At 69.0% G+C, this 18251-nt stretch carries 19 protein-coding genes; 10 read left to right on the forward strand and 9 right to left on the reverse strand.

The genetic code is table 11. The annotated features are described in order from the left end of the window. Window positions 1–39 precede the first annotated feature (39 nt). Window positions 40–1497 carry a hypothetical protein gene (locus ASD69_RS03380; protein ID WP_056174046.1) on the forward strand — a complete coding sequence of 486 codons (1458 nt, stop codon included), beginning with the start codon at window positions 40–42 and terminating at the stop codon, window positions 1495–1497. A gap of 13 nt (window positions 1498–1510) precedes the next feature. On the opposite strand, the gene ASD69_RS03385 is transcribed toward ASD69_RS03380, so the two are convergent. The 6 genes from ASD69_RS03385 to ASD69_RS03410 form a co-directional block, all read right to left on the reverse strand. After that, window positions 1511–2341, reverse strand: a complete 831-nt coding sequence (locus tag ASD69_RS03385; RefSeq protein ID WP_056174048.1) for an alpha/beta hydrolase — start codon at window positions 2339–2341, stop codon at window positions 1511–1513. A gap of 96 nt (window positions 2342–2437) precedes the next feature. Continuing rightward, the gene (locus ASD69_RS03390) at window positions 2438–2755 is read right to left on the reverse strand and encodes a DUF6869 domain-containing protein (RefSeq protein WP_056174049.1); all 318 of its coding nucleotides are present in this window, start codon (window positions 2753–2755) and stop codon (window positions 2438–2440) included. A gap of 62 nt (window positions 2756–2817) precedes the next feature. After that, window positions 2818–3768: a hypothetical protein gene (locus ASD69_RS03395; protein WP_056174051.1), complete on the reverse strand. Its 951-nt coding sequence runs from the start codon at window positions 3766–3768 to the stop codon at window positions 2818–2820. Between the two features lie 123 nt (window positions 3769–3891). After that, window positions 3892–4401: a hypothetical protein gene (locus tag ASD69_RS03400; RefSeq protein WP_056174053.1), complete on the reverse strand. Its 510-nt coding sequence runs from the start codon at window positions 4399–4401 to the stop codon at window positions 3892–3894. 200 nt (window positions 4402–4601) lie between these two features. Then, on the reverse strand, window positions 4602–5648 hold the full coding sequence (locus ASD69_RS03405) for a pyridoxal-phosphate dependent enzyme (protein WP_056174055.1): 1047 nt from the start codon (window positions 5646–5648) through the stop codon (window positions 4602–4604). A gap of 112 nt (window positions 5649–5760) precedes the next feature. Further along, entirely contained in the window at window positions 5761–6237 is a 477-nt protein-coding gene (locus ASD69_RS03410) for an Lrp/AsnC family transcriptional regulator (RefSeq protein WP_056174057.1), read from the reverse strand. Window positions 6238–6353: 116 nt separating this feature from the next. Here ASD69_RS03410 and ASD69_RS03415 point away from each other — a divergent pair, with 116 nt between their 5' ends. Further along, entirely contained in the window at window positions 6354–7796 is a 1443-nt protein-coding gene (locus ASD69_RS03415) for a M20/M25/M40 family metallo-hydrolase (RefSeq protein WP_056174059.1), read from the forward strand. 28 nt (window positions 7797–7824) lie between these two features. Beyond that, the gene (locus ASD69_RS03420; RefSeq protein WP_056174061.1) at window positions 7825–8442 is read left to right on the forward strand and encodes a glutathione S-transferase; all 618 of its coding nucleotides are present in this window, start codon (window positions 7825–7827) and stop codon (window positions 8440–8442) included. 48 nt (window positions 8443–8490) lie between these two features. On the opposite strand, the gene ASD69_RS03425 is transcribed toward ASD69_RS03420, so the two are convergent. Genes ASD69_RS03425 through ASD69_RS03435 form a run of 3 tightly spaced genes read right to left on the reverse strand, consistent with a single transcriptional unit; the run spans window position 8491 to window position 11095 of the window. Beyond that, window positions 8491–9078, reverse strand: a complete 588-nt coding sequence (locus tag ASD69_RS03425) for a hypothetical protein (protein WP_056174062.1) — start codon at window positions 9076–9078, stop codon at window positions 8491–8493. Window positions 9079–9100: 22 nt separating this feature from the next. After that, entirely contained in the window at window positions 9101–10558 is a 1458-nt protein-coding gene (locus ASD69_RS03430; protein WP_056174064.1) for a DUF2235 domain-containing protein, read from the reverse strand. Window positions 10559–10570: 12 nt separating this feature from the next. Further along, complete coding sequence (locus ASD69_RS03435) at window positions 10571–11095, reverse strand: hypothetical protein (RefSeq protein ID WP_056174066.1); 525 nt, start codon at window positions 11093–11095, stop codon at window positions 10571–10573. 429 nt (window positions 11096–11524) lie between these two features. On the opposite strand from ASD69_RS03435, the gene ASD69_RS03440 reads away from it, so the two are divergent. The 7 genes from ASD69_RS03440 (at window position 11525) to ASD69_RS03470 (ending at window position 18240) form a co-directional block, all read left to right on the forward strand. Beyond that, window positions 11525–11791: a DksA/TraR family C4-type zinc finger protein gene (locus ASD69_RS03440; RefSeq protein WP_056174068.1), complete on the forward strand. Its 267-nt coding sequence runs from the start codon at window positions 11525–11527 to the stop codon at window positions 11789–11791. A 203-nt stretch (window positions 11792–11994) separates the two neighbouring features. Then, the gene (locus tag ASD69_RS03445; RefSeq protein WP_056174069.1) at window positions 11995–12480 is read left to right on the forward strand and encodes a hypothetical protein; all 486 of its coding nucleotides are present in this window, start codon (window positions 11995–11997) and stop codon (window positions 12478–12480) included. Between the two features lie 164 nt (window positions 12481–12644). Continuing rightward, window positions 12645–13697 carry a hypothetical protein gene (locus tag ASD69_RS03450; RefSeq protein WP_056174071.1) on the forward strand — a complete coding sequence of 351 codons (1053 nt, stop codon included), beginning with the start codon at window positions 12645–12647 and terminating at the stop codon, window positions 13695–13697. 16 nt (window positions 13698–13713) lie between these two features. Beyond that, window positions 13714–14838 carry a hypothetical protein gene (locus tag ASD69_RS03455; RefSeq protein WP_157498949.1) on the forward strand — a complete coding sequence of 375 codons (1125 nt, stop codon included), beginning with the start codon at window positions 13714–13716 and terminating at the stop codon, window positions 14836–14838. Between the two features lie 46 nt (window positions 14839–14884). After that, a complete protein-coding gene (locus ASD69_RS03460) occupies window positions 14885–15553 on the forward strand; it encodes a hypothetical protein (protein WP_056174075.1) in 669 nt (222 codons plus the stop codon). A 117-nt stretch (window positions 15554–15670) separates the two neighbouring features. Continuing rightward, window positions 15671–16042 carry a hypothetical protein gene (locus ASD69_RS03465; protein ID WP_056174077.1) on the forward strand — a complete coding sequence of 124 codons (372 nt, stop codon included), beginning with the start codon at window positions 15671–15673 and terminating at the stop codon, window positions 16040–16042. Beyond that, a complete protein-coding gene (locus tag ASD69_RS03470) occupies window positions 16039–18240 on the forward strand; it encodes a hypothetical protein (RefSeq protein ID WP_157498951.1) in 2202 nt (733 codons plus the stop codon). Before ASD69_RS03465 ends, ASD69_RS03470 begins: the two co-directional genes overlap by 4 nt. The last annotated feature ends 11 nt before the right edge of the window (window positions 18241–18251 follow it).

Genomic DNA, 18251 nt, shown 5'->3' on the forward strand with positions numbered 1-18251 from the left:
CGCAAACGGGGCCAACCCGGCGCGATCAAGGACGAAGTCGTGAACGACGAACGCAGCGGTCGTGAGGAGGCGGAGGCGCGGTCCGCGGACGCCAACCTGCAGGCCTACCTCGCCGAGGCGAGACGTTTGTTCGAGCGCGAAATCCTGCCGCGCTGGGTGACGGCCGACAACGTCTGGCGCAGCGCCTGGGCGATGGACGGCATCCTCGACTATTTCCTGGTCAGCGGCGCCGACAGCGCGCCCTACGGCGACGCCGCGCTCGGCGCGCTGGACCCGACCCAGCTGGGCAACTGGTGGGACGACTTCGGTTGGATCGGTATCGCCGCGTTGCGTGCCGCCGAGCAGGGTTTCGCGCCGCAACGCCGCGACGATTTCCTCAAGATCGCGATCAACGCCTGGGCTTACATGTACGGCCCGGGCTGGTCCACGCAGGCCGGTGCCGCGATCTATCCGTTCCGGGACTTGCCGGGCTGGGCGAGCTTCGCCAGTGAGCACGCGAACAACATCGGCGCGCCCAACGTCGGCAAGCGCATCGGCCAGACACGTCCGAATCCGCAGCCGCCGTTGCCGCCGAATGCGTGGATGATGCCGCGCCGGATTCCCGGCGGCGCGTGGAACTCGCCGATCACCTTGGACGCCTACCCGGACCCGGTGCCGACGCGTCAAACCGATTGGTGGCGCAGCTACCTCAACCCGGTGCAGAACACTGTCACCAACGGTTTGTATGCGCTGTTGAGCCTGCGCCTGCATCGCGCCTCGCAGAACCCCGCGTTCGCGCAGGTGTTCCGCGCCAGCAACTTGAACACATCGGCCTGCAGGGTCGCCTGGACCGAACAGATCGGCTGGTTCAACCAATGGATGACAGGCACGCCGCAGCCCGACCAGTCCTTGTTGATGTCCTTGCCGTCGGGCGTGCTGGTGCGCGAGCGCGTGTCCACGTTCCAGCCGGTCGGGCCAAACGCGCAGCTCTATTGGGACGCGATGTACCGCAGCAGCCTGGCCTGGACCGGCGATCAGGGCCTGCTCCTGGGCGCCTTGCGCGAGGCGCAGGCGGCCTGGCCCGGCGGTGTCGCGCCGCCCAAGGTGCTGAGCCTGTATCCGGCTTTGATCGAGGGCGTGTTCAAGAACGCCTACCAGCCGCGCAGCTACGGCTCGGTGTCCGGCAGTTTTCCGATGCCGTGGTTGGACACCTCCTCACCCAGCCCGTATTACGCGCCGTCGCCCGGCAACGACGACGGCGACTACCAGACCGGGGTGGGCGTGTTCATGCGCTATCTGCTGCAGGCTTGGCGCGCCAGACCGACCCTGGTGCAGGGTTATCGCGCGCAAATTCTGGCCAACGCCGACGCCATCGTGCAGCCCGGTTTCGGCGAGCATGCCTATCCGGGCGGCGCCTGCGATGCGTTCACGCCGAGGCAGGGCAGCATCGCCGATACGATGACGGCTTACGTCAATCGGCTGTCGGTGCTGGTGCTGGCGATCGCGATGGGGCGCTGACGCAACGCCTGGATCACAGCGACGCCAGGAAGGCTTCCACCTGGGCGGTGTAGTCGCCGGGCAAGCCCAGATCTGCGTTGATCTGCGCGTGGTTCAGATCCACCGGCAGCACGGTCGCGCGAGCGCCCAATGCGACCGCGCGGCGGGCGAACCCCTCGGCTTGCGCGCAGGACAGGCGACGCTGGCTGGAGCACACCAGCAGCATCGGCGCCGGCGCGCTGCGCAGTTGCAGGGTGGGCGAAGTCCGGCGCCAATAGGCGGGGTCGCGGCCGAAGGCCTGGTCGTAGAGCGGCAGGTGCGGCCGGCGCATGAGGGCATCGACGTCGTACGCGGCGCTGTCCAGCGCCACGGTGCCGCGCCAAGGCTTGGCGCCTTGAGCCCGCACGATATCGGGCGCGGCGGCGAGCAGGGCGACCAAGTGCGCGCCAGCGGAATGGCCCATCAGCGCCACCCGCGCCGGGTCGCCGCCCCAGTTGGGGGCTTCCTTCTGCACATAGGCCAGAGCGCGCGCCACGTCTTCGGCCTGGCTCAGCGGATCGGCCCCCGGCAGCAGGCGGTAATCGATGGAGACGAATATCCTGCCGCTGGCCAGGGCGTGCTCGGCCTTGTTGCCGACCACGCCGCGCGCATCCTTGCTGCCGATCCGCCAGCCGCCGCCATGGACCATCACGACGATCGGCGCCTTGCGCGCCCGTGCCGGACGGTACACGTCCAGGCGCTGAGCGGGATCGGGACCGTAGCTCAGGTCGCGGGGGGCGGCGCGTGGCGGCGCAGCGGCGGCCATGGATGCGATCGCTGCCAGCAGCAGGGCCAGTACGGTTGGAGGGATCGAACAGGGGCGCATGGCGATGAAGTCCCGGGGCGTTGCCGATCCAACGCGTGACCGGGCGCCGGGATGACATGTGTCGCGATCGATAAGGCGAACTCTGGATGTTCGCCCCTAACCACTCTCGCCGCGGGCGCGTTCCAGCCAGGCCCAGATCTCGGACGTGCTGCTCTCCCAAACCCCACCGAGCAGATGCCGGAATGCAGAGCTTCGCCGCGCTTCGTGCTCGATGCGATCGATGAAGTGCGGGCTGGCGGAATGAATCAAGTCTTCCAGCGGGCCCGCAGTCAGCAGAGCGAGCACTTCCTTAGCTTCCGTCTTGTCGATAATCGAGAGGATTGCGGCCCGATTGTCCTCCCAATGCTCGTCCTCCATGAATCGGTCCACGGCCCACCACTGCGGATGGCCCTCGGTAGGTCGTTGGGCGTCCAACTAAAAGTCGATGTAGGCGGCCGCCCATGCTTCGATCTCGTCGCTGGACCAAAGTCTCCCACTCACTCAGCCGGCTCTTCCTCGTCGTCGGGCGCGCACCACCACACGCCGCCGTCCGCGGGCGCTTGGGGCAGGGCATCGACCGCATTCACTGCGTCGACCCGGCGGCCGCGACCGCCTCTGGTCCAATCGCGCAGGAGCTTGTCCACCACCCGCCGGCTTTGCGCGGCGATGCCCAGGCTGCGCTCGGGCTCCCAGTCGGCGTCGTCCTGAGCGGATGCGTGGCTATGCGGGGCGCCGTAACTGCAGCGCAAACAGTAGTGAACGATGGATGCGCTCCAGTCTTCGGCATCGGCGTAGCCCGGCAGCGAGACCGAGCCCAAGGCCGCGATATCGTCCGCGCTCTCGCACGATACGAAGGCCACATAGGTCTGGAGGTCGGAAGGCACCAGCCGGGCGAGGGCATTGAACACCGGTACGCGTTGGCCGAAGTAGCCGCGTTCGCCGGTGCGTGCGCCGTCGTGCAGGACGATGTCGCCGTAGCGGTAGCCGCTGTCGGGCAGGGGAACGTTGAGCAGCCGCGCACGGACGAGATCGATGCGTCGTGCGTAAAGGGTTTCGCCGTCGCCCCAGGGATTCAAGCGGATGCTGACGATTCCGTAGTCCGCCTCGATGGGGCCGGTGCCCTCAGGAATGGCGATCCCGCCCAGCGTCCATAGGCGACGCGCTTGCGCCCAATCGCCCAAGGCGGTCGCTGCGATGGCGCCGTTCCAGACGGCGCCTTCATTGGGAGCCTGTTCCAGCGCGAGTGCGTCCAGGTTGTGACGCAACGAGGTCGGCCAGTCGAGCAGGTACTTGTGGGTCAGCCCGCGCATGTAGTGGTAGTGCGCGGCATCGGGCTCGCGGCGTAACAGCTCCGCGAACAGGGTTGAGCTGTCTTTTAGCCGGCCGGCATCGAATGCGTCGTAGGCGCGTTGGTGCAGAGTCTCGATGTCGAGATCGCGGTGGTCCATGCGTATGCCGGCCTGAGGGAGACTTCAGTATCGCAGGCTTGGGCGCGACCGGTCGACGGAACGGATTCGCAACAAGGGCGGCCTCGCCGCCGCCCCTGCTGCGAACCCAACTGCGAGAGGCGATTACGGCAGCGGCGTGCCCTGATCGGCGATCGCCAGCCACTTGCCGCGGTCGTAGGTGTAGGTGACCCCGGTCAGCGCGCGCGAGCGGAAGCCGATGCGCGGGATCTCGTACACGGTTTCGTACAGGATGAAGGCGGAGCTGCAGCCGTCGACCACGCGATAGCGCTCGGTCCAGCTCCAGCGAGCTTCGCGGTTGCTGAAGTGGCCGGTGAAGGCGTTCATGATCGCGTCGATGCCGATCAGGGTGGTGCCGCTGCCGAACACCGTGATCGCGCGCTCGTCGTGCACGGCGCGGAAGGTTTCGGCGTCGTAGTCGCGGAAGGATTCCATGTCCATGCGCTGGGCGACTTCGAACTGGCGGGCGCAGATGCGGGTGATGATGTTGTCCTTCCAATCCATGCCGACATGGTGCGCATCGCCGGCAACGGCGCTGGCGGAAGAGCACAGGGTGATCAGCGTGGCGGCGACCAGAGTCGACAGCGGGGCTAGACGGAACGTGCGGGTCTTCATGGTGAGTACCTCCTTGTGGTGTGCAGGGCGGACCTTAGGCCCGATGCCTGCCGACTTGGAGTGCCAATTACCCTGCGGCGGAGAGGGCCAATTCGCCGGCCACGGTCTGCGTGCGCCGCGCGGCGGCAGGATCGATCCGAATCGAAGGCACGATCTGTACGCGGCGTCCCGAGCTCGAGCCAAGTAAGCGCCGCCGAGGTTCAGTCCCGCGGTTGTTCGGTGGCGATCAGCAGGATCGTGCTTGCGGCGGACAGGCCGAGCGCGCTGCGGGCGCGGTCGTCGACCGTGGCTTGCAGCAGTCCGGCCAGGCCGGCGGCTCCGGAAGAACTGGTGCGCGGACCGCCATGCTCATGCAGGCAGGCGGCCGCGTTGACCAAGGCTGACTCGTCGACGGCGATGGCGACCGCGCCGTGGTCTCGCAGCACGCGCAGGGCGGGCGCCGATGCCAGGCCGCAGGAAAGCATTTCGGCGCTGGTGCGCAGGTCGCCGGGGATGCGCGAAGGCGCGCCTTGCGACAGCGCATGCGCCACGCAGGCGGCCGCCTCGGGTTCCACCACGACCAGGCCCGCGGGCTGGGCGAGACGGTCGTGCAGGCCTTGCGCGACCGCGGCTGCGAGGCCGCCGACCCCGGCCTGGACGAAGGCGTGACTGATGCGGCCATCGCCGTGTTCGTGCAACTGCGCGCGCAGTTCGTCGACCAGCAGGCCGTAGCCGGCCATCACGTCGCGTACGACCGGGTCGTTCGGATCTTCGCTGGTGTCCGCGATCAACAGCCCGTCGCCCCGCAGCGCGGCGGCCTGGGCGGCATCGACTGCGTCGTCGTAGGTGCCGTGGACGCGCACGACCAAGGCGCCCAAGCGGGCGATGCGACGGGCGCGGCCGGCGTCTACGTCGGCGGGCAGATAGACCGAAGCGCCGGCACCCGCACGCGCCGCCGCGGCGGCCACGGCCAGGCCGTGGTTGCCGTCGCTGGCGCAGAGCAGGCGATAGGTGCCGGTCGCCCGCTTGCGCGTCTCCAGCTCGCGCAGCGAGGACGCGCCGGTCGCGCGCGCCAGTGCGCGCAAGCCCGCGTACATGCCGCCCAATGCCTTGAAGTTGCCCAGCGGGCGCTGGCCCTCGCATTTGACCAGCACCTGGGCGACGCCGGTGTGGCGGGCGAGCGCGGGCAGGGCGATCAACGGGGTGGGACGGTAGTCGTCCCAGAGTTCGGCGATGTCCCAGTGCGTGGCGTCGGTGTCGGAGTTCATGCCGACAGTCTGCGCGCCGCGTGCGCGGTCTGGCCGCGTTGTGGGCGCGCGGATGCGGGAAAAACGCGCGCAAGCGTCCGGCGACGCCAGAATCCGGCGCCGCGCCCGTGCCTCATTCGTCTTCGTCCAACGGTATCGGAATCGTCAGCCCGCGCTTGACCACGCCCAGGGCGACATTGGTGGTGAAGCGCTTCACGTTCGGGTTGTCGCCGACCAGTCGCGCCATCAGGGCGTCGTAGGTCTCGGTGTCGGGCGCGGTGATGATCAGCACGAAGTCGGCCTCGCCGGTGACGTAGAAGGCCTGCTGCACGTGTTCCTGTGCCGCCAACCATTGCCGCAACTGGGCCAGCAGTTCGGGGCGTTCGCGTTCGACCTGCAACGAGACCACGAAGAAGGTCGGGCGCCCGACCTTTCTGGGGTCGACCACCGCCGCGTCGCGCACGATCACCCCTTGTTCGCGCAGGCGCCGCAGCCGGCGTTGCACCGCCGATGGCGACAGGAACACCTGTTCGGCCAGGCGCTCGGCGGTCTGGCCGGCATCGTCCTGGACCAGGTTCAGGAGTTGGCGATCGAATCGGTCTAGCGACATGCGGGGCTCCGGAGCTTGCCGACAACGCGGAAAAAAAGCGCAGGACCATGCCGGTTCGCGGCGAAACCGCGGGGCTGCGCTCCTAGGATGCTAGCTCCAAAACACAGACCCAGGCCATGGATTTTTCCGCATTGCAGCGTTTCATCGCCCACCGCTGGCAGGACGACCTGTTGCCGGTGCTGAGCGACTACATCGCCATTCCCTGCCAGTCCCCGGCTTTCGAGCCCGACTGGGCCGAACGCGGACATATGCAGCGCGCGGTGACATTGATGATCGACTGGGCGCGCGAACGCCTGGCGCAAGTACCGGGCGCGCGCGTCGAGGTCGTGACGTTGGCGGGGCGCACGCCGGTGATCTACATCGAGATTCCCGGCGAAGGCACGGCGCCGGTTTTGATCTACGGGCACCTGGACAAGCAACCGCCGATGACGGGCTGGACCCACGGACGCGATGCCTGGACACCGTCCCTGGAGGGCGAGCGGCTCTACGGCCGCGGCGGCGCCGACGACGGTTACGCGATCTTCGCCGCGATCCTGGCGATCCAGGCTTTGCGCGCGCAGGGGCTGACGCATGCGCCCTGCGCGATCCTGATCGAGGCCTGCGAAGAATCCGGCAGCGGCGATCTGCCTTACTACGTCGAACACCTGGCGCCGCGGATGGGGTCGCCCGCGGTGGTGGTCGCCTTGGACGCCGGCTGCGGCAACTATGAGCAACTGTGGCTGACCACCTCCTTGCGCGGTCAGGTCGCGGGCGCCTTGAGCGTGCGCGTGCTGGAAGAGGGCGTGCATTCGGGCGATGCCTCGGGCGTGGTGGCCTCGTCGTTCCGGATCGCGCGGATGCTGCTGTCGCGCTTGGAGGATCCCGGCAGCGGCGAGATCGCCAGCCCGTTCCACGCCCCGATTCCGCCTTCGCGCCGTGCGCAGGCGCGGATCGCGGCGCGCGCCCTCGGCGACGGCTTGCATGCGCAGCTGCCGCTGCGTCCGGGCATGCGCCCCGTGCATGCCGACGCCGCCGAGGTGTTGCTCAATCGCGCCTGGCGGCCGCAGTTGGCGATCACCGGCCTGGACGGTCTGCCCGCGGTGGCCGATGCGGCGGCGGTGATGCAGCCGGCGACGACGCTGAAGCTCAGCCTGCGTCTTCCACCGACGCTGGACGCGCAGGCCGCGGCCGGGCGATTGAAGGCGCTGTTGGAATCCGAGCCGCCCTACGGCAGCGAGGTCGCGTTCCGCATCGACATGGTGTCGCAGGGTTGGCATGCGCCCGAGACCGCGCCCTGGCTGAGCGCCAGTTTGGAGCGGGCCTCGCAGGCCAGCTTCGGCGCCGGCCTGGCCTTGATCGGCGGCGGTGGCGGCATCCCGTTCCTGGCGATGCTGGGCGAGCGCTTTCCATCGGCGCAGTTCGTGGTCACCGGGGTGCTGGGTCCGCAATCGAACGCGCACGGTCCAAACGAGTTTCTGCATTTGCCGACCGCGCAACGGATCACCGCGGTGGTCGCGCAATTGCTGCACGATGCCCGCCTGGCCCACGCCGATGGTCCGGCATCGCAGCCGCGCGTCTAAGCGTTTCCTTCCTCTTCAAGGTCCTGCCATGAAACTGCTCTATCAAACCCATTCCCCGTACGCGCGCAAGGCGCTGGTGTTCGCGCACGAGGCTGGCATCGCCGACCGCATCGAGGTCGTGCACCACGAAACCAGCCCGACCTTGCGCAACGAAGCGGTCTACGCCGCCAACCCGTTGGGCAAGGTGCCGGTGCTGCTGCGCCCGGGCCTGCCGGCCCTGTTCGATTCCGACGTGATCTGCGCCTATCTGGACACGCTGCACGCGGGCCCGCGCTTGATTCCCGACCAAGGCGAAGCGCGCTGGCAGGCCCTGCGCGTTCAGGCGATCGCGCAAGGCCTGGGCGACGCCGGCATCAAGGTGCGTTGGGAGACGGTGCGGCGGCCGGAAGCGCTGCGCTATCCGGCGCTGTGCGAGGGCTATACGGAGAAGCTGGTGACCAGCTACGACTGGCTGGAAAGCGAGCTCGATACCGACGGCGCGTTGCATGTCGGCCATATCGCGCTGGCGACCGCGCTGAGTTGGCTGGAATTCCGCGCGCTGCCGGATTTTCGCGCGGGGCGTCCGCGCCTGAGCGCCTGGTTCGATGCCTTCCAGGCGCGGCCCTCGATGCGGGCGACGCCGTTGTCGGGCGAGACCCACGATTGAGTCTCGGGGGAGGGCAGGGCGGTCGCCTGGCGCCGCCCTGGGGCGGGCCTACTGCTCCAGCAGCAGGTACTCGCCCTTGGGCCCGTAGCGTTTGGCGTTCGCGTCCACGCGCGCGCACAGCGCCTGGCCGCAACGGCTGAGCGCACCGGACTTGGTCGCGCGCAGGATGTCGCTGGCGAATTCGGCGCGTTTGACTTCGCGACCGCTCTGCCAGATCAGATATCCCGCGCCGCTGGCGGCGAGCAGGGCGCCCAGACCCAGGCCGATCAGGCCGGTCCAGATCAGCGACTTCTGTTCGCGCTTGAGCTCGCGTCGTTGGTCGTCCAACTGCTGCAGGGTCTTCTCGGCATTGCGCGAGACCTCGCGCAGCGCCGCGGCGGTGTTCTGCAACTGCTGGCCGTACTGCGCCGAGGCCGCGCCCACGCCCTGCTCGATGGCGTCGCGGGTCTGCTCGCCGACGCTGGCGACCAGATCGCGGGTCAGCAACTGGGCGTTGGTCTCCCAGACATCGGCGGTGCGCTTGAGTTCGGTCGCGCTTTGGGTGAAGCGTTCGGTGGCCTTGTCGCAGACCACCTCGAACATCTTGGCGACGCCCATCAGCTGGACGGCGAACAACTCCAGATCCTGTTTCTCCATCGTGCGCTTTCTCGTCCTGCTGTCAGAGCCGCGGCGTCATGCGGCGTTCGGGGCCTTCGTGGCCGTTCGGCGGCAACGTGGGCGGCGTGGGCGTCGTGGGGTCGGCCGGCCGGTCCTGCTGGCGCTCGGGCGGTGCGGCCGCGGCCTGGGCTTGTTCGCCGCCGCGGCGTTGCAGGTGCTGGCCCTGCTCGGAGGCGAGGAAGCTGCCGCCGACGGCGCGTGCGCCGTCGACGTCGCCGTTCACCGCGGCCTGGCCCAGGCGCTGGAACAGCGCGCGGGTGTCCGCGGCGGCGATCGGCGCGGGCTCGGCATTGAGGCGCGGCTCGGGCGAGGGCCGCTCCGGCGGCACCGGCCCGATCGCGACCGGGCGCTGCGGGAAGCGCCCGTTCATGATCTCGTCGCGCGCCTCGTTGTTGTGCTGATCGGCCACGCGCTTGTCCCGTGTCAGCTGGGTCATGCGGTCGCGCTGGCCGTCCTTGTCGAAGTCGGAGGTGCGGTAGAACCACTGGTGCTCTTCGGAGCGGTGGACGACGTTCATCTCCGGCGCGGTGGGCAGCGGGCGCTTGGCCAGGAACGGTTGGTCGCTGAGCGAGTTGAGGTAATCGACCATCAGATTGCCGCTGCGCACCGACAGGCCGTTGAGCGCATAGCTGCCGCCGATGTCGCTGTGGGCGCCGCCGACGGTGACGTTGAGGAAGCGGCCGTTCTCGCTCACGCCCGGGTCCAGCACGCTGGTGGACTTGAACAGGTTGCGGCGTTCGTCTTCGGCGGTGATCTGAAAGCCCGACAGCACCGACGGCGGTTGGCGGCGGTCGTGCTTGCGCGGTTCGCCGGTGCCGACCGGATCGAACAGGGCCACGGCCTGCGGCACTTCGTGCGCCGGCACCAAGGGCTCGCCGGTGTAATGCACGCCCTTGAGCTTGCCGAACAGGTTGCGATCCTCCACGCGCTCTTTCGGGTCGCCGATGCCGCGCTCGTCGACCAGGCGGGTGAAGCCCGCCGCCTGTTCCGCGCCGCGGCTGAAGCCCAGGCTGACCACGCGGATCTCCGCCTCCGGATCCTCGGCCAGCCACTTCTTGCTCTGGGTGGTGAGGCGCACGTACATCTCTTCGACGCGGTCGTCGTAGGTGCCGCCGGTCATGCTGTCCAGACCGCTCTTGATCGCGCCGTCCTGGGTGCCGGGGCCTTCCATGTAGTCGACGCGGATGTTGGACATGCCGCGGCTGTTGGCCGCGGCGGTCTGACGCACCACGTCGGCGATGTTGGTGTGGTTGGTCGGCGCGTCCTTGAGCATGCTGTTGCCGGTGCCGTCGAAGGCGGCGATGAACAGCCGCTCATGCGGGTTCGAGCTGTGCAGCAGCACCGGCGTGGACAAACGCGATAGCGCCTCGCTGGCCTGTTCGTAGCTGGCCAGGTCGTGCGCGTCGGCGGGGTAGGTGCTGACCCCGTCCGGGCCCTTTTTCTTCTTGTCGTCCGTCATCGCACTACTCCTTTAGTACGTATGGCTGAACACCAGGACCGGATCGTTGCGGAAGTCGCTGTGTTTGTTGCCGGGGATCTGCAGCTCGCGGGTATGGACCATGGCGCGCATGTAGACGTTGACGGTGCGGTCGTTGACCTCGACCAGGATCTCCGGGTCTTCGGCGATCACGCCGGATCCGGCGAGCTCGGCGCTGGGCACGTTATGGCGGATCACGCGGTCTTCGAACAGGCCGGGGATATCGATCGTGGCCTCGTGCGCGCTGCCGTCCTTGGACCGCCAGCTCAGCTGCGCCGGGCCGGGGAAGTTGCGGATCGCGGCCCAGGGCGCGGCGATGTGCTTGCGGTAGTCGGTGCCCAGTGAGGCCGAGGACGGCGTCTTGGTCTCATCGGAATCGCGCAGGGCGTATTCGCCGTTGTAGAGCACGCTGCAGCCGAAGGTGTCGTAGGCCGCGGCGCCGAAATCGTGCTGGGCGAAGGTCAACGGCCGGCTGGCGTCGGTCTTGTTGGGCGCGACGTAGGCAGGTTGGGTGGACATGGCGGGTTGGCATCCTGTTACGAATAGGACGGAAAGCGCGAGCACGCGGGCCAGTGCGGCCAGACGCGTACGAGGGGATGGCATCGGAATGCCGCGGCGGGCGGCGCGGGGCGAGGCGCGGTCCGGATCGGGACCGTCGTGGCGGCCGGGAGCGCTGGCGGATCCGCGAGAGCGGGGCGCCGAGCCCTGACCTGACTTTGGATCCATTCCCCTCCTCCCTTGGAGACCGTCGCCGCGGTCCATCGCCGGCATGAGCATCGCCCGATGGTAGCGCAGGCACGCTACCGACACACGCCGCCGTATCGTGAGAGGAGACGCAGGTCCGCTTGCGCGGTCGCGGCCGCGCCCGGGAGGCCGGTCCAGGGTCGAGCAGCGCTCAGCTTCGCTCGGCTATGCTGTTTGTCCCTTCCACCGCACCCGGAGGCGGCCATGGCAACCGGCTGGGCAGGCGACGGCGCCGTGCAGGACCAGATCGACGCCACCATCAAGGACGCGATCAAGCGCGCCCGCGACCAACTACCGCAGGGCCCCGGTCTGGAGCGCTGCGAGGAATGCGACACGCCCATCCCCGAAGCGCGCCGCAAGGCGATCCCGGGCGTGCGTCTGTGCGTGAGCTGCCAGGAAGCGCACGACCGCGAGCAGGGCGCGGCCAGCGGCTACAACCGACGCGGCAGCAAGGACAGTCAGCTGCGCTGAGATCGCTTGCGTGCGCCTCGCCGTGGCGAGCGGGGCGCGAACGATCGGGTTCTCCATCCAGGACTGCGGCGGCCTGCCACGGATGCCGCCAGACGCGTTCCGGCGAGGGCCGCGCGCGCCGTCGAACCCCTGCCTTCGGCACATACGCGCGCGCCGATCGGCCCCTATGATCCGGCCACCATCCGAACGCGGGGAGTTCCGGCATGTCCTCCAGTCTCAATCACGCCTCGCGCTCGCCTGCTTGGGCGCAGGTGCTGCTGGGCGGCCTGCTGGTGGCGCTAGGCGACATGAGCTTCGCGGCCACGCTGTGGTTCGGCTGGGACGCGGCCGGCATGGTGCGTCTGTTCCAGACCATCGCGGTGGGCGTGCTGGGGCCGGCCAGTTTCGACGGCGGCCTGCAATCGGCCGGGTTGGGCGTGTTGTTGCATGTGTTCATGGCGACCCTGTTCGTGCTGATCTACACCCTGGTCGCGTGCCGCTACACCGGACTGCTGTCGCGCATCTGGGCCTACGGCCTTCCCTACGGCGTGGTCCTGTACCTGGTGATGAATTTCGTGGTGCTGCCGCTGTCGCGCGTCAACGCCACGCCATCGCTGAAGCATCCGGACTGGATCGCCTGGAGCGTGCTCGCGCACATGCTGTTCGGGGTGATCTGCGTGGTGTTCGCCAAGCGCGCGCTGCGGCGTTGATGCGCCGAACCGGTTAGGCGCAATGGCGGCGCCTTGCGCTTGTAACGGTCATGGCGTTCCGACACCATCCGCATGAAGTTTCGATCGTCGCGATAGCCGGCGCTTTCGTTGCCGGCGACGTGTGCCGATAGCGAGCCGAGCCGGCCGCGTTCACAGGGGAAAGCATGAAATTGGCAAACAAGACGCGCGCGGCCCTGCTGGCCGGCGTGCTGCTGGCGTGTTCGTCGGGTGCCGGTCTGGCCCAGAGCTTGCCCGTCTCGCCCGCGGCCCAGTACCAGCCCCGCAGCGAACGCGGCGCGCTGGTGGCCGGCATCGTGCGCCGTTGGGCCGGCCATGTGCAACGCATCTACGGCACGCCGCCGCAGCGCTGGGCGCAGACGATGGGCCCGACCTTCGCGCGCGCGCCGTTGGTCAATCTCAAGCGCGCGGCGTCGATGCCGGACTACGAGGCGATGATGGCGGCGGTTAGCGAGCCGTTTCCGCACATCGCCGAGACGGCGGCGAAGGCGCCGCCGGTTTCGGTGAAGGCCTTCTATCCGCAGACCGACCGGCTGCTCTACACCATGCTGTCGCCGTGTCGCCTGGCCGATACCCGTACGGTTGCGCGTCGTCTGTACGCGGGCGAGGCGCGCGTGTTCAACACCGATACCATGCTGACGCAGCAGGGCGGCGCCAACGGCGGCTGTGGCCTGCCTAGCGATGCCTCGGCGGTGACGCTCAACATCACCGTGGTCGACCCGGGCACCGCCGGCTACCTCACCGTGTATCCGACCGGCGGCGTTCGTCCGCTCGCTTCCAGCTTGAACTACCGCAATGGCGACATCGTCGGCAATGAAATCATCGCCCGCATCGGCGGCGACAACCTGCCCAGCTTCACGCTGTACAGCTATGCGGCGGCGGACGTGGTGATCGATGTGGCCGGCTACTTCAGCCCGACCAAGAACGAACCGTTGAACTGCACCACGGTTTACTCCTTGAACGTCACTATCCCGCCTGGCGGCACCGATGCGGCGATCACGCCGGCGTGTCCGGCCGGTTCCACCCTCAGCGGCGGCGGCTGCAGCTCGGTCGATCTGTACCCCTCGGTCAACGGCGTGTACTTCCATAGCTTCGGACCGCGCGCGGACGGGCGTTACGCTTGCTACGCGCGCAACCGCGCCACCACTAGCGACAAGATCACGGCCTCGGGCATGTGCTGTCGCGTGCCCAGTCGCTGAGCCTGGGATCGCGATCGTGAAGACTCCGATGAAGAAGGCGGCCCTGGCGCTGGCGTTGTTGCTGCCTGCGGGCTTGATGTTCGCGATCGCGGCGCCGCGCGCGCTAGGCGCGTTGCGCGGGGAGACCCGTGCGGTCGCGCAGGCCGGGAGCGCGGCGGCTGCGGCCTCGGTGAGCGAGGCGCCGACGCGACAGGCCGGCGAGCGCCTGCTGCAGCTATGGGCGCCGCATGTACAGCAGGTGTACGGCACGACGCCGCAGGCCTGGGCGCGGGCGATGCGTCCCACCCTCGCGCGTCTAAGCGAACGCGATTTGCGGCGCGCCGCAGCCATGCCCAGTTTCGACGCGATGATGGCTGCCTTGACCCCGCAGCCGGCGCTCGACATACCCGCGCCCTCGGCCTGGGACGCGCGCAAGGCCGGTGCGGCCGCGTTGCTGGAGACGACGTCGGCGCAACTGGTCTACAACATGCTCTCTCCTTGTCGCCTGTCGGACACCCGTCTGAACGGCGCGCGCCTGGTGGCGACTGGGCAACTGCACCTGAAAACCGCCGGCGCCGACCTGAGCGCGCAAGGCGGGCACCCGGCCGGCTGCGCGATTCCCGTCGATGCGCGCGCCGTGGTGGTCAATGTGGTCGCGGTGAATCCGGCTCAGGCCGGTTACCTCACCGTGTTCCCTTACGGCACGCAGTTGCCGGTCGCGTCCAGCCTCAACTATCGCGCTACCGACATCGCCGGCAACGAGATCATCGCCAAGCAAGGCGCCGACCCGGCCCAGCCCTCGTTGTCGGTGTTCTCTTCGGCGGCCACCGACCTGGTTGTGGACGTCGTCGGTTACTTCGGCGATGCGCCCAAGGTCGGCATGGCTTGCGAGCAGGTGGTGCAGGTCTACGACATGGAACCTAGTCGTTACGGCAGCAAGGGCGCGCAATGCCCTTACCTGACGCCCGACAGCGGCTCGCGCGGCACCGCGATGGGCGGTGGCTGCCGTTGGCTGGAGAACGCGGCCGGCGATCCCGAGCCCGGACAGGTGAACGGCAGGCCGAGTAGAGACACCTACTACTGCGACGCGGACAACAGCGGCCGGCAGGTAACGCGCAGCTTCGAAGTCACCGCGACCTGCTGCTGGGTGGCGTCGCAGTAAACTTGGGGCTTACCATCGGAGGCGCCCGAACCGGAGCCGTCACCGCATGAACCCGCCCCGTCATCCCGGCGCGCGCAGCGCCGGCCGTCGCCGTATCGCGCGGCCTTCGCGCCGCGCCGAAGCGCGCGCCCAGCGACTGATGCCGGGCGAACTGGCCTGGTACGCGACCGGACGCTTTTACCTGGACAACGACAACCGACTGGCCGACTTCGGTTATTTCCTGCATCTGTCCGGCATCGACGCGCCGCTGTTCGACGGCGCGCAAAGCGACACCACCGCGCATTTCACTTTCGCCGCGCGTCCCTTCGAAGCCGGCAGCGTGGTCAACGGCGCCTTGAGCCTGGGGCTGGACCCGGTCGGCGAGTTCTCGGTGTACCTGCAACGCGAGCCGGCGGCGAGCTTCGACGACCCAGCCTCGTTCGCCCTGGGCGAATGCATCGCGACGCTGCGCAGGACCGGGCTGGTCGTGGGCACCACCGTGGAGCAGGGCATCGGCCCGGCGCAGACGCCGTTGTTGGCGTCGAACGTGTTCTCGGCCTGGCTGCTGGAAAGCCGCGCCTTCGAGTTCGGCGGGCGCCGCTACGATCTGGCCCAGATCCTGGGCGCCGGCGTGACCCAGTTCGGCACCGCCGCCGCGACTTCGGCGCCGGTGCCGGCCGGCTACAAGCTGGCGGTGCCGTTCACCGGCTCGGCCCTGGCTTTGGGACCGAAGTAGCCTCGGCCGGCGACGCCCGCTTCATGTCCTGATTGCCGCGCGGAGCGCGTTGGTGATCGATGGCGCCGGGAACGGCGCGACGCGGGCTGTCGGCCCGCCATCACAAGGAGTGAGGCCATGAAGAAGGCGTTCGGGCTGTTGTTGATAGCGCTGCTGGGCCTGCTCGGGTACTGGTTCTGGCGCGGGTCCGTATCGCGGCCCGAGCCTTCGCCAGCTTCGGTATCGACGTCGGTCATCGCGGGCGCGGACGGCGCCAGTGCGCCCTTGGCGCCAGGCTGGCCGCAGGGCGACGCGCTGCGGGTGGCGCTGAAGCCCGATCCCGGCGCAGTGTCGCTAAGCAAGGCTTTGTACCGCGACGGCGATGAGGTGTTGGAGCAGCGTTGGCCCGACGGCAGCAGCGAGCGTTGGTGGCATCCGCCGTCCGCGCCCTCGCGCTACATCGGCCGCGACGGTCGCGAGACGGTGGCCGGCGCCGGAGGGGCGCCATGAGCGCGGGGGCGAGCGCCATGCGCACCTTGCTGCTGGCGGTGCTGGCGTTGGCCTGCGTGCCTGCCTATGCACAGGTGCAATGCCCGTCGCCGCGCGCGGCCGGCGATCCGCTACGCAAGATCAACGAAGGCTTCACCCAGAACGTCACCGAACCGTTGATCCGCGCCAATGCGGGCGGCCTGGGGCCGGTGCTGTGGACCTACATCGCCGGCCAGGCGCGTGCGGAAAGCCTCGGTGGCAAAGTCGACAAGGCCGGCAACCACACGGTCAAGCCGGGCAATAATCTTTGGAACGTGCAGAAGGACGCCAAGCCGGGCTGCGCGCAGACCACCATCGTCAACTGCAAGGTCAGCAATCAGGCCAAGCCCCTGGCCGCGTCCAAGGCCGACGCGCTGAAATCGCCCGTGGCCACGCCGTGCTGGATGGAGAACGGCCAGTCGATGCAGGCGGTAACGGTGTGCTTCCCCTCCTATCCGACCCTGAAAGACGCCGCCAACGAATACTTGGCGTTCCGGCCCTCCTATACCGAAAAGCTCAAGGCCATGGCCCAGGCCGGCACGCCGGGCATAGACGAATTCCTCCAGCATCTGGGGGCGACCGGCTGGTCCTCGCGCATGCGCGCCGACCCGGACAAATACAAGAAGGAAACCCGCGACAACATTGACGAAGCCCTGCGCGGCATCGCCGAACGCCGCGACACCACCGAGCGCGAACTGGCGCAGAACCAGCAGGCGATCGCGGCCTGGTGCGGGGAGGCCAACGGCGCCGACGACCCGGCCCGGCGCGAGGCCCTGAAACAGCAACAGGACGCCCTGCTGGAACGGGTGGCGCTGTACGACCAGGTCTGTCTGCGGCCTTCGGCCAACGGCAGCGCCACGCCCGCGCCCACGCCCACGCGCAACTCCGCGATCGACGAATGCCGCAAGCCGACCGCCGCGGCCCCCGCGACGCCGCCGACCGTGCCGGCTTCGACGGGCGGCCCCGATGGGCATGGCAGCAAGCACGGCGGTGGCGCGGTCGGCGAGCCGCATTACATCGTCCCCAGCGGCGCGGTGTTCAGTACCCAGCGCGCGGGTGAGTTCTGGTTGCTGCGCAGCACGCGCGGCGTCCAGATCCAGGTGCGCCAGGAGCCCAGGCACGGCAGCGACTCGGTGGCCGCGGTCACTGCGGTGGCGATACGCGCCGGCGCGCGCCGCGTCGGCATCTATGCCGACGGCGTGCGCGTGGACGGTCGTCCCCTGCAGTGGCAGGGCGCTTTCGTCCAGCACGATCTGGGCGACGGCCATGTGCTGGGCGTGTGGGGTGCGTCGACTCGGCCGGAGGTGATCGCGCTGATGTGGGCCGACGGCAGCAGCTTGCGCGTGGTTCATCACGGCAGTTGGCTGGACCTCGACTACCGGCTGATGCGCGGCGTCGATACCGCCGGGGACGCGGGGCTGATCGGGCGCGCCGACGACGATCCCCGTCATGATTTCGTGCCGCGTTCCGGGGTCGCGCTTTCGCAGCCCGATACGGCCGGCATCGACGGCTTCGTGCAGAGTTGGCGCATCGGCGCCGACGAGTCGCTGTTCGACTACGCGCCGGGCCGCAACGCGGCCAGCTACGCCCTGCGCGACTTCCCGCGCACGCCCGCGGCGCCGACGGCCGCCGCGCTGGCGCAGGCACGCGAGGCCTGCGCCGCCGCCGGGGTGGCCGCGCTACTGCTGGACGCCTGCGCCTTCGATCTGGCGGTTACCGGCGAGCGCGGTTTCCTGAGTTCGCATCAACTGGGTTCGCGGGCGCTGGGCCGGATCGCCAAACCCGAGGCGGGGGCCGCACGCGAGACCGGGCCGAGCGTGTTCTTCGAGGCGCGATGGACGCCGGACATGGATCGGGCCGAGGCGCTGGCGAACGGCAACACCCGCAACGTGGCGCTAGCGGCCGGACAACGCACCACGTATCTGATCGACATCGTCAAGCCCGATGTCGGCGACCTGTTCGTGCTGTCGCATCAGATGACCTGCATCGGCGACCCCTACGACGGAGAGTCCCCGGGCTATCAACTGTTCGATGCCCGCGGCCGCGCCTTGTCCAAGGCCCTGGCGATCTGCTCGGACCTGTACTCGGGGCCGATACGCCCGGGCAAGTACTACCTGGTGCTGGTCGGCGCCGCGTCCGGCGCCCCGGTCGAGGTGAAGTTCGAAGCCTTCCACAACTAACGGCGGTGGCC

The sequence above is a fragment of the Lysobacter sp. Root604 genome, from assembly GCF_001427505.1.
Taxonomy (GTDB): Bacteria; Pseudomonadota; Gammaproteobacteria; order Xanthomonadales; family Xanthomonadaceae; genus Lysobacter.

Coding starts and splice junctions, on each gene's coding strand:
- ASD69_RS03385 (WP_056174048.1), bottom strand. CDS start 2,341: ATGCGCCCCTGTTCGATCCCTCCAACCGTACTGGCCCTGCTGCTGGCA.
- ASD69_RS03395 (WP_056174051.1), bottom strand. CDS start 3,768: ATGGACCACCGCGATCTCGACATCGAGACTCTGCACCAACGCGCCTAC.
- ASD69_RS03400 (WP_056174053.1), bottom strand. CDS start 4,401: ATGAAGACCCGCACGTTCCGTCTAGCCCCGCTGTCGACTCTGGTCGCC.
- ASD69_RS03405 (WP_056174055.1), bottom strand. CDS start 5,648: ATGAACTCCGACACCGACGCCACGCACTGGGACATCGCCGAACTCTGG.
- ASD69_RS03410 (WP_056174057.1), bottom strand. CDS start 6,237: ATGTCGCTAGACCGATTCGATCGCCAACTCCTGAACCTGGTCCAGGAC.
- ASD69_RS03415 (WP_056174059.1), top strand. CDS start 6,354: ATGGATTTTTCCGCATTGCAGCGTTTCATCGCCCACCGCTGGCAGGAC.
- ASD69_RS03420 (WP_056174061.1), top strand. CDS start 7,825: ATGAAACTGCTCTATCAAACCCATTCCCCGTACGCGCGCAAGGCGCTG.
- ASD69_RS03425 (WP_056174062.1), bottom strand. CDS start 9,078: ATGGAGAAACAGGATCTGGAGTTGTTCGCCGTCCAGCTGATGGGCGTC.
- ASD69_RS03430 (WP_056174064.1), bottom strand. CDS start 10,558: ATGACGGACGACAAGAAGAAAAAGGGCCCGGACGGGGTCAGCACCTAC.
- ASD69_RS03435 (WP_056174066.1), bottom strand. CDS start 11,095: ATGTCCACCCAACCTGCCTACGTCGCGCCCAACAAGACCGACGCCAGC.
- ASD69_RS03440 (WP_056174068.1), top strand. CDS start 11,525: ATGGCAACCGGCTGGGCAGGCGACGGCGCCGTGCAGGACCAGATCGAC.
- ASD69_RS03445 (WP_056174069.1), top strand. CDS start 11,995: ATGTCCTCCAGTCTCAATCACGCCTCGCGCTCGCCTGCTTGGGCGCAG.
- ASD69_RS03450 (WP_056174071.1), top strand. CDS start 12,645: ATGAAATTGGCAAACAAGACGCGCGCGGCCCTGCTGGCCGGCGTGCTG.
- ASD69_RS03460 (WP_056174075.1), top strand. CDS start 14,885: ATGAACCCGCCCCGTCATCCCGGCGCGCGCAGCGCCGGCCGTCGCCGT.
- ASD69_RS03465 (WP_056174077.1), top strand. CDS start 15,671: ATGAAGAAGGCGTTCGGGCTGTTGTTGATAGCGCTGCTGGGCCTGCTC.
- ASD69_RS03470 (WP_157498951.1), top strand. CDS start 16,039: ATGAGCGCGGGGGCGAGCGCCATGCGCACCTTGCTGCTGGCGGTGCTG.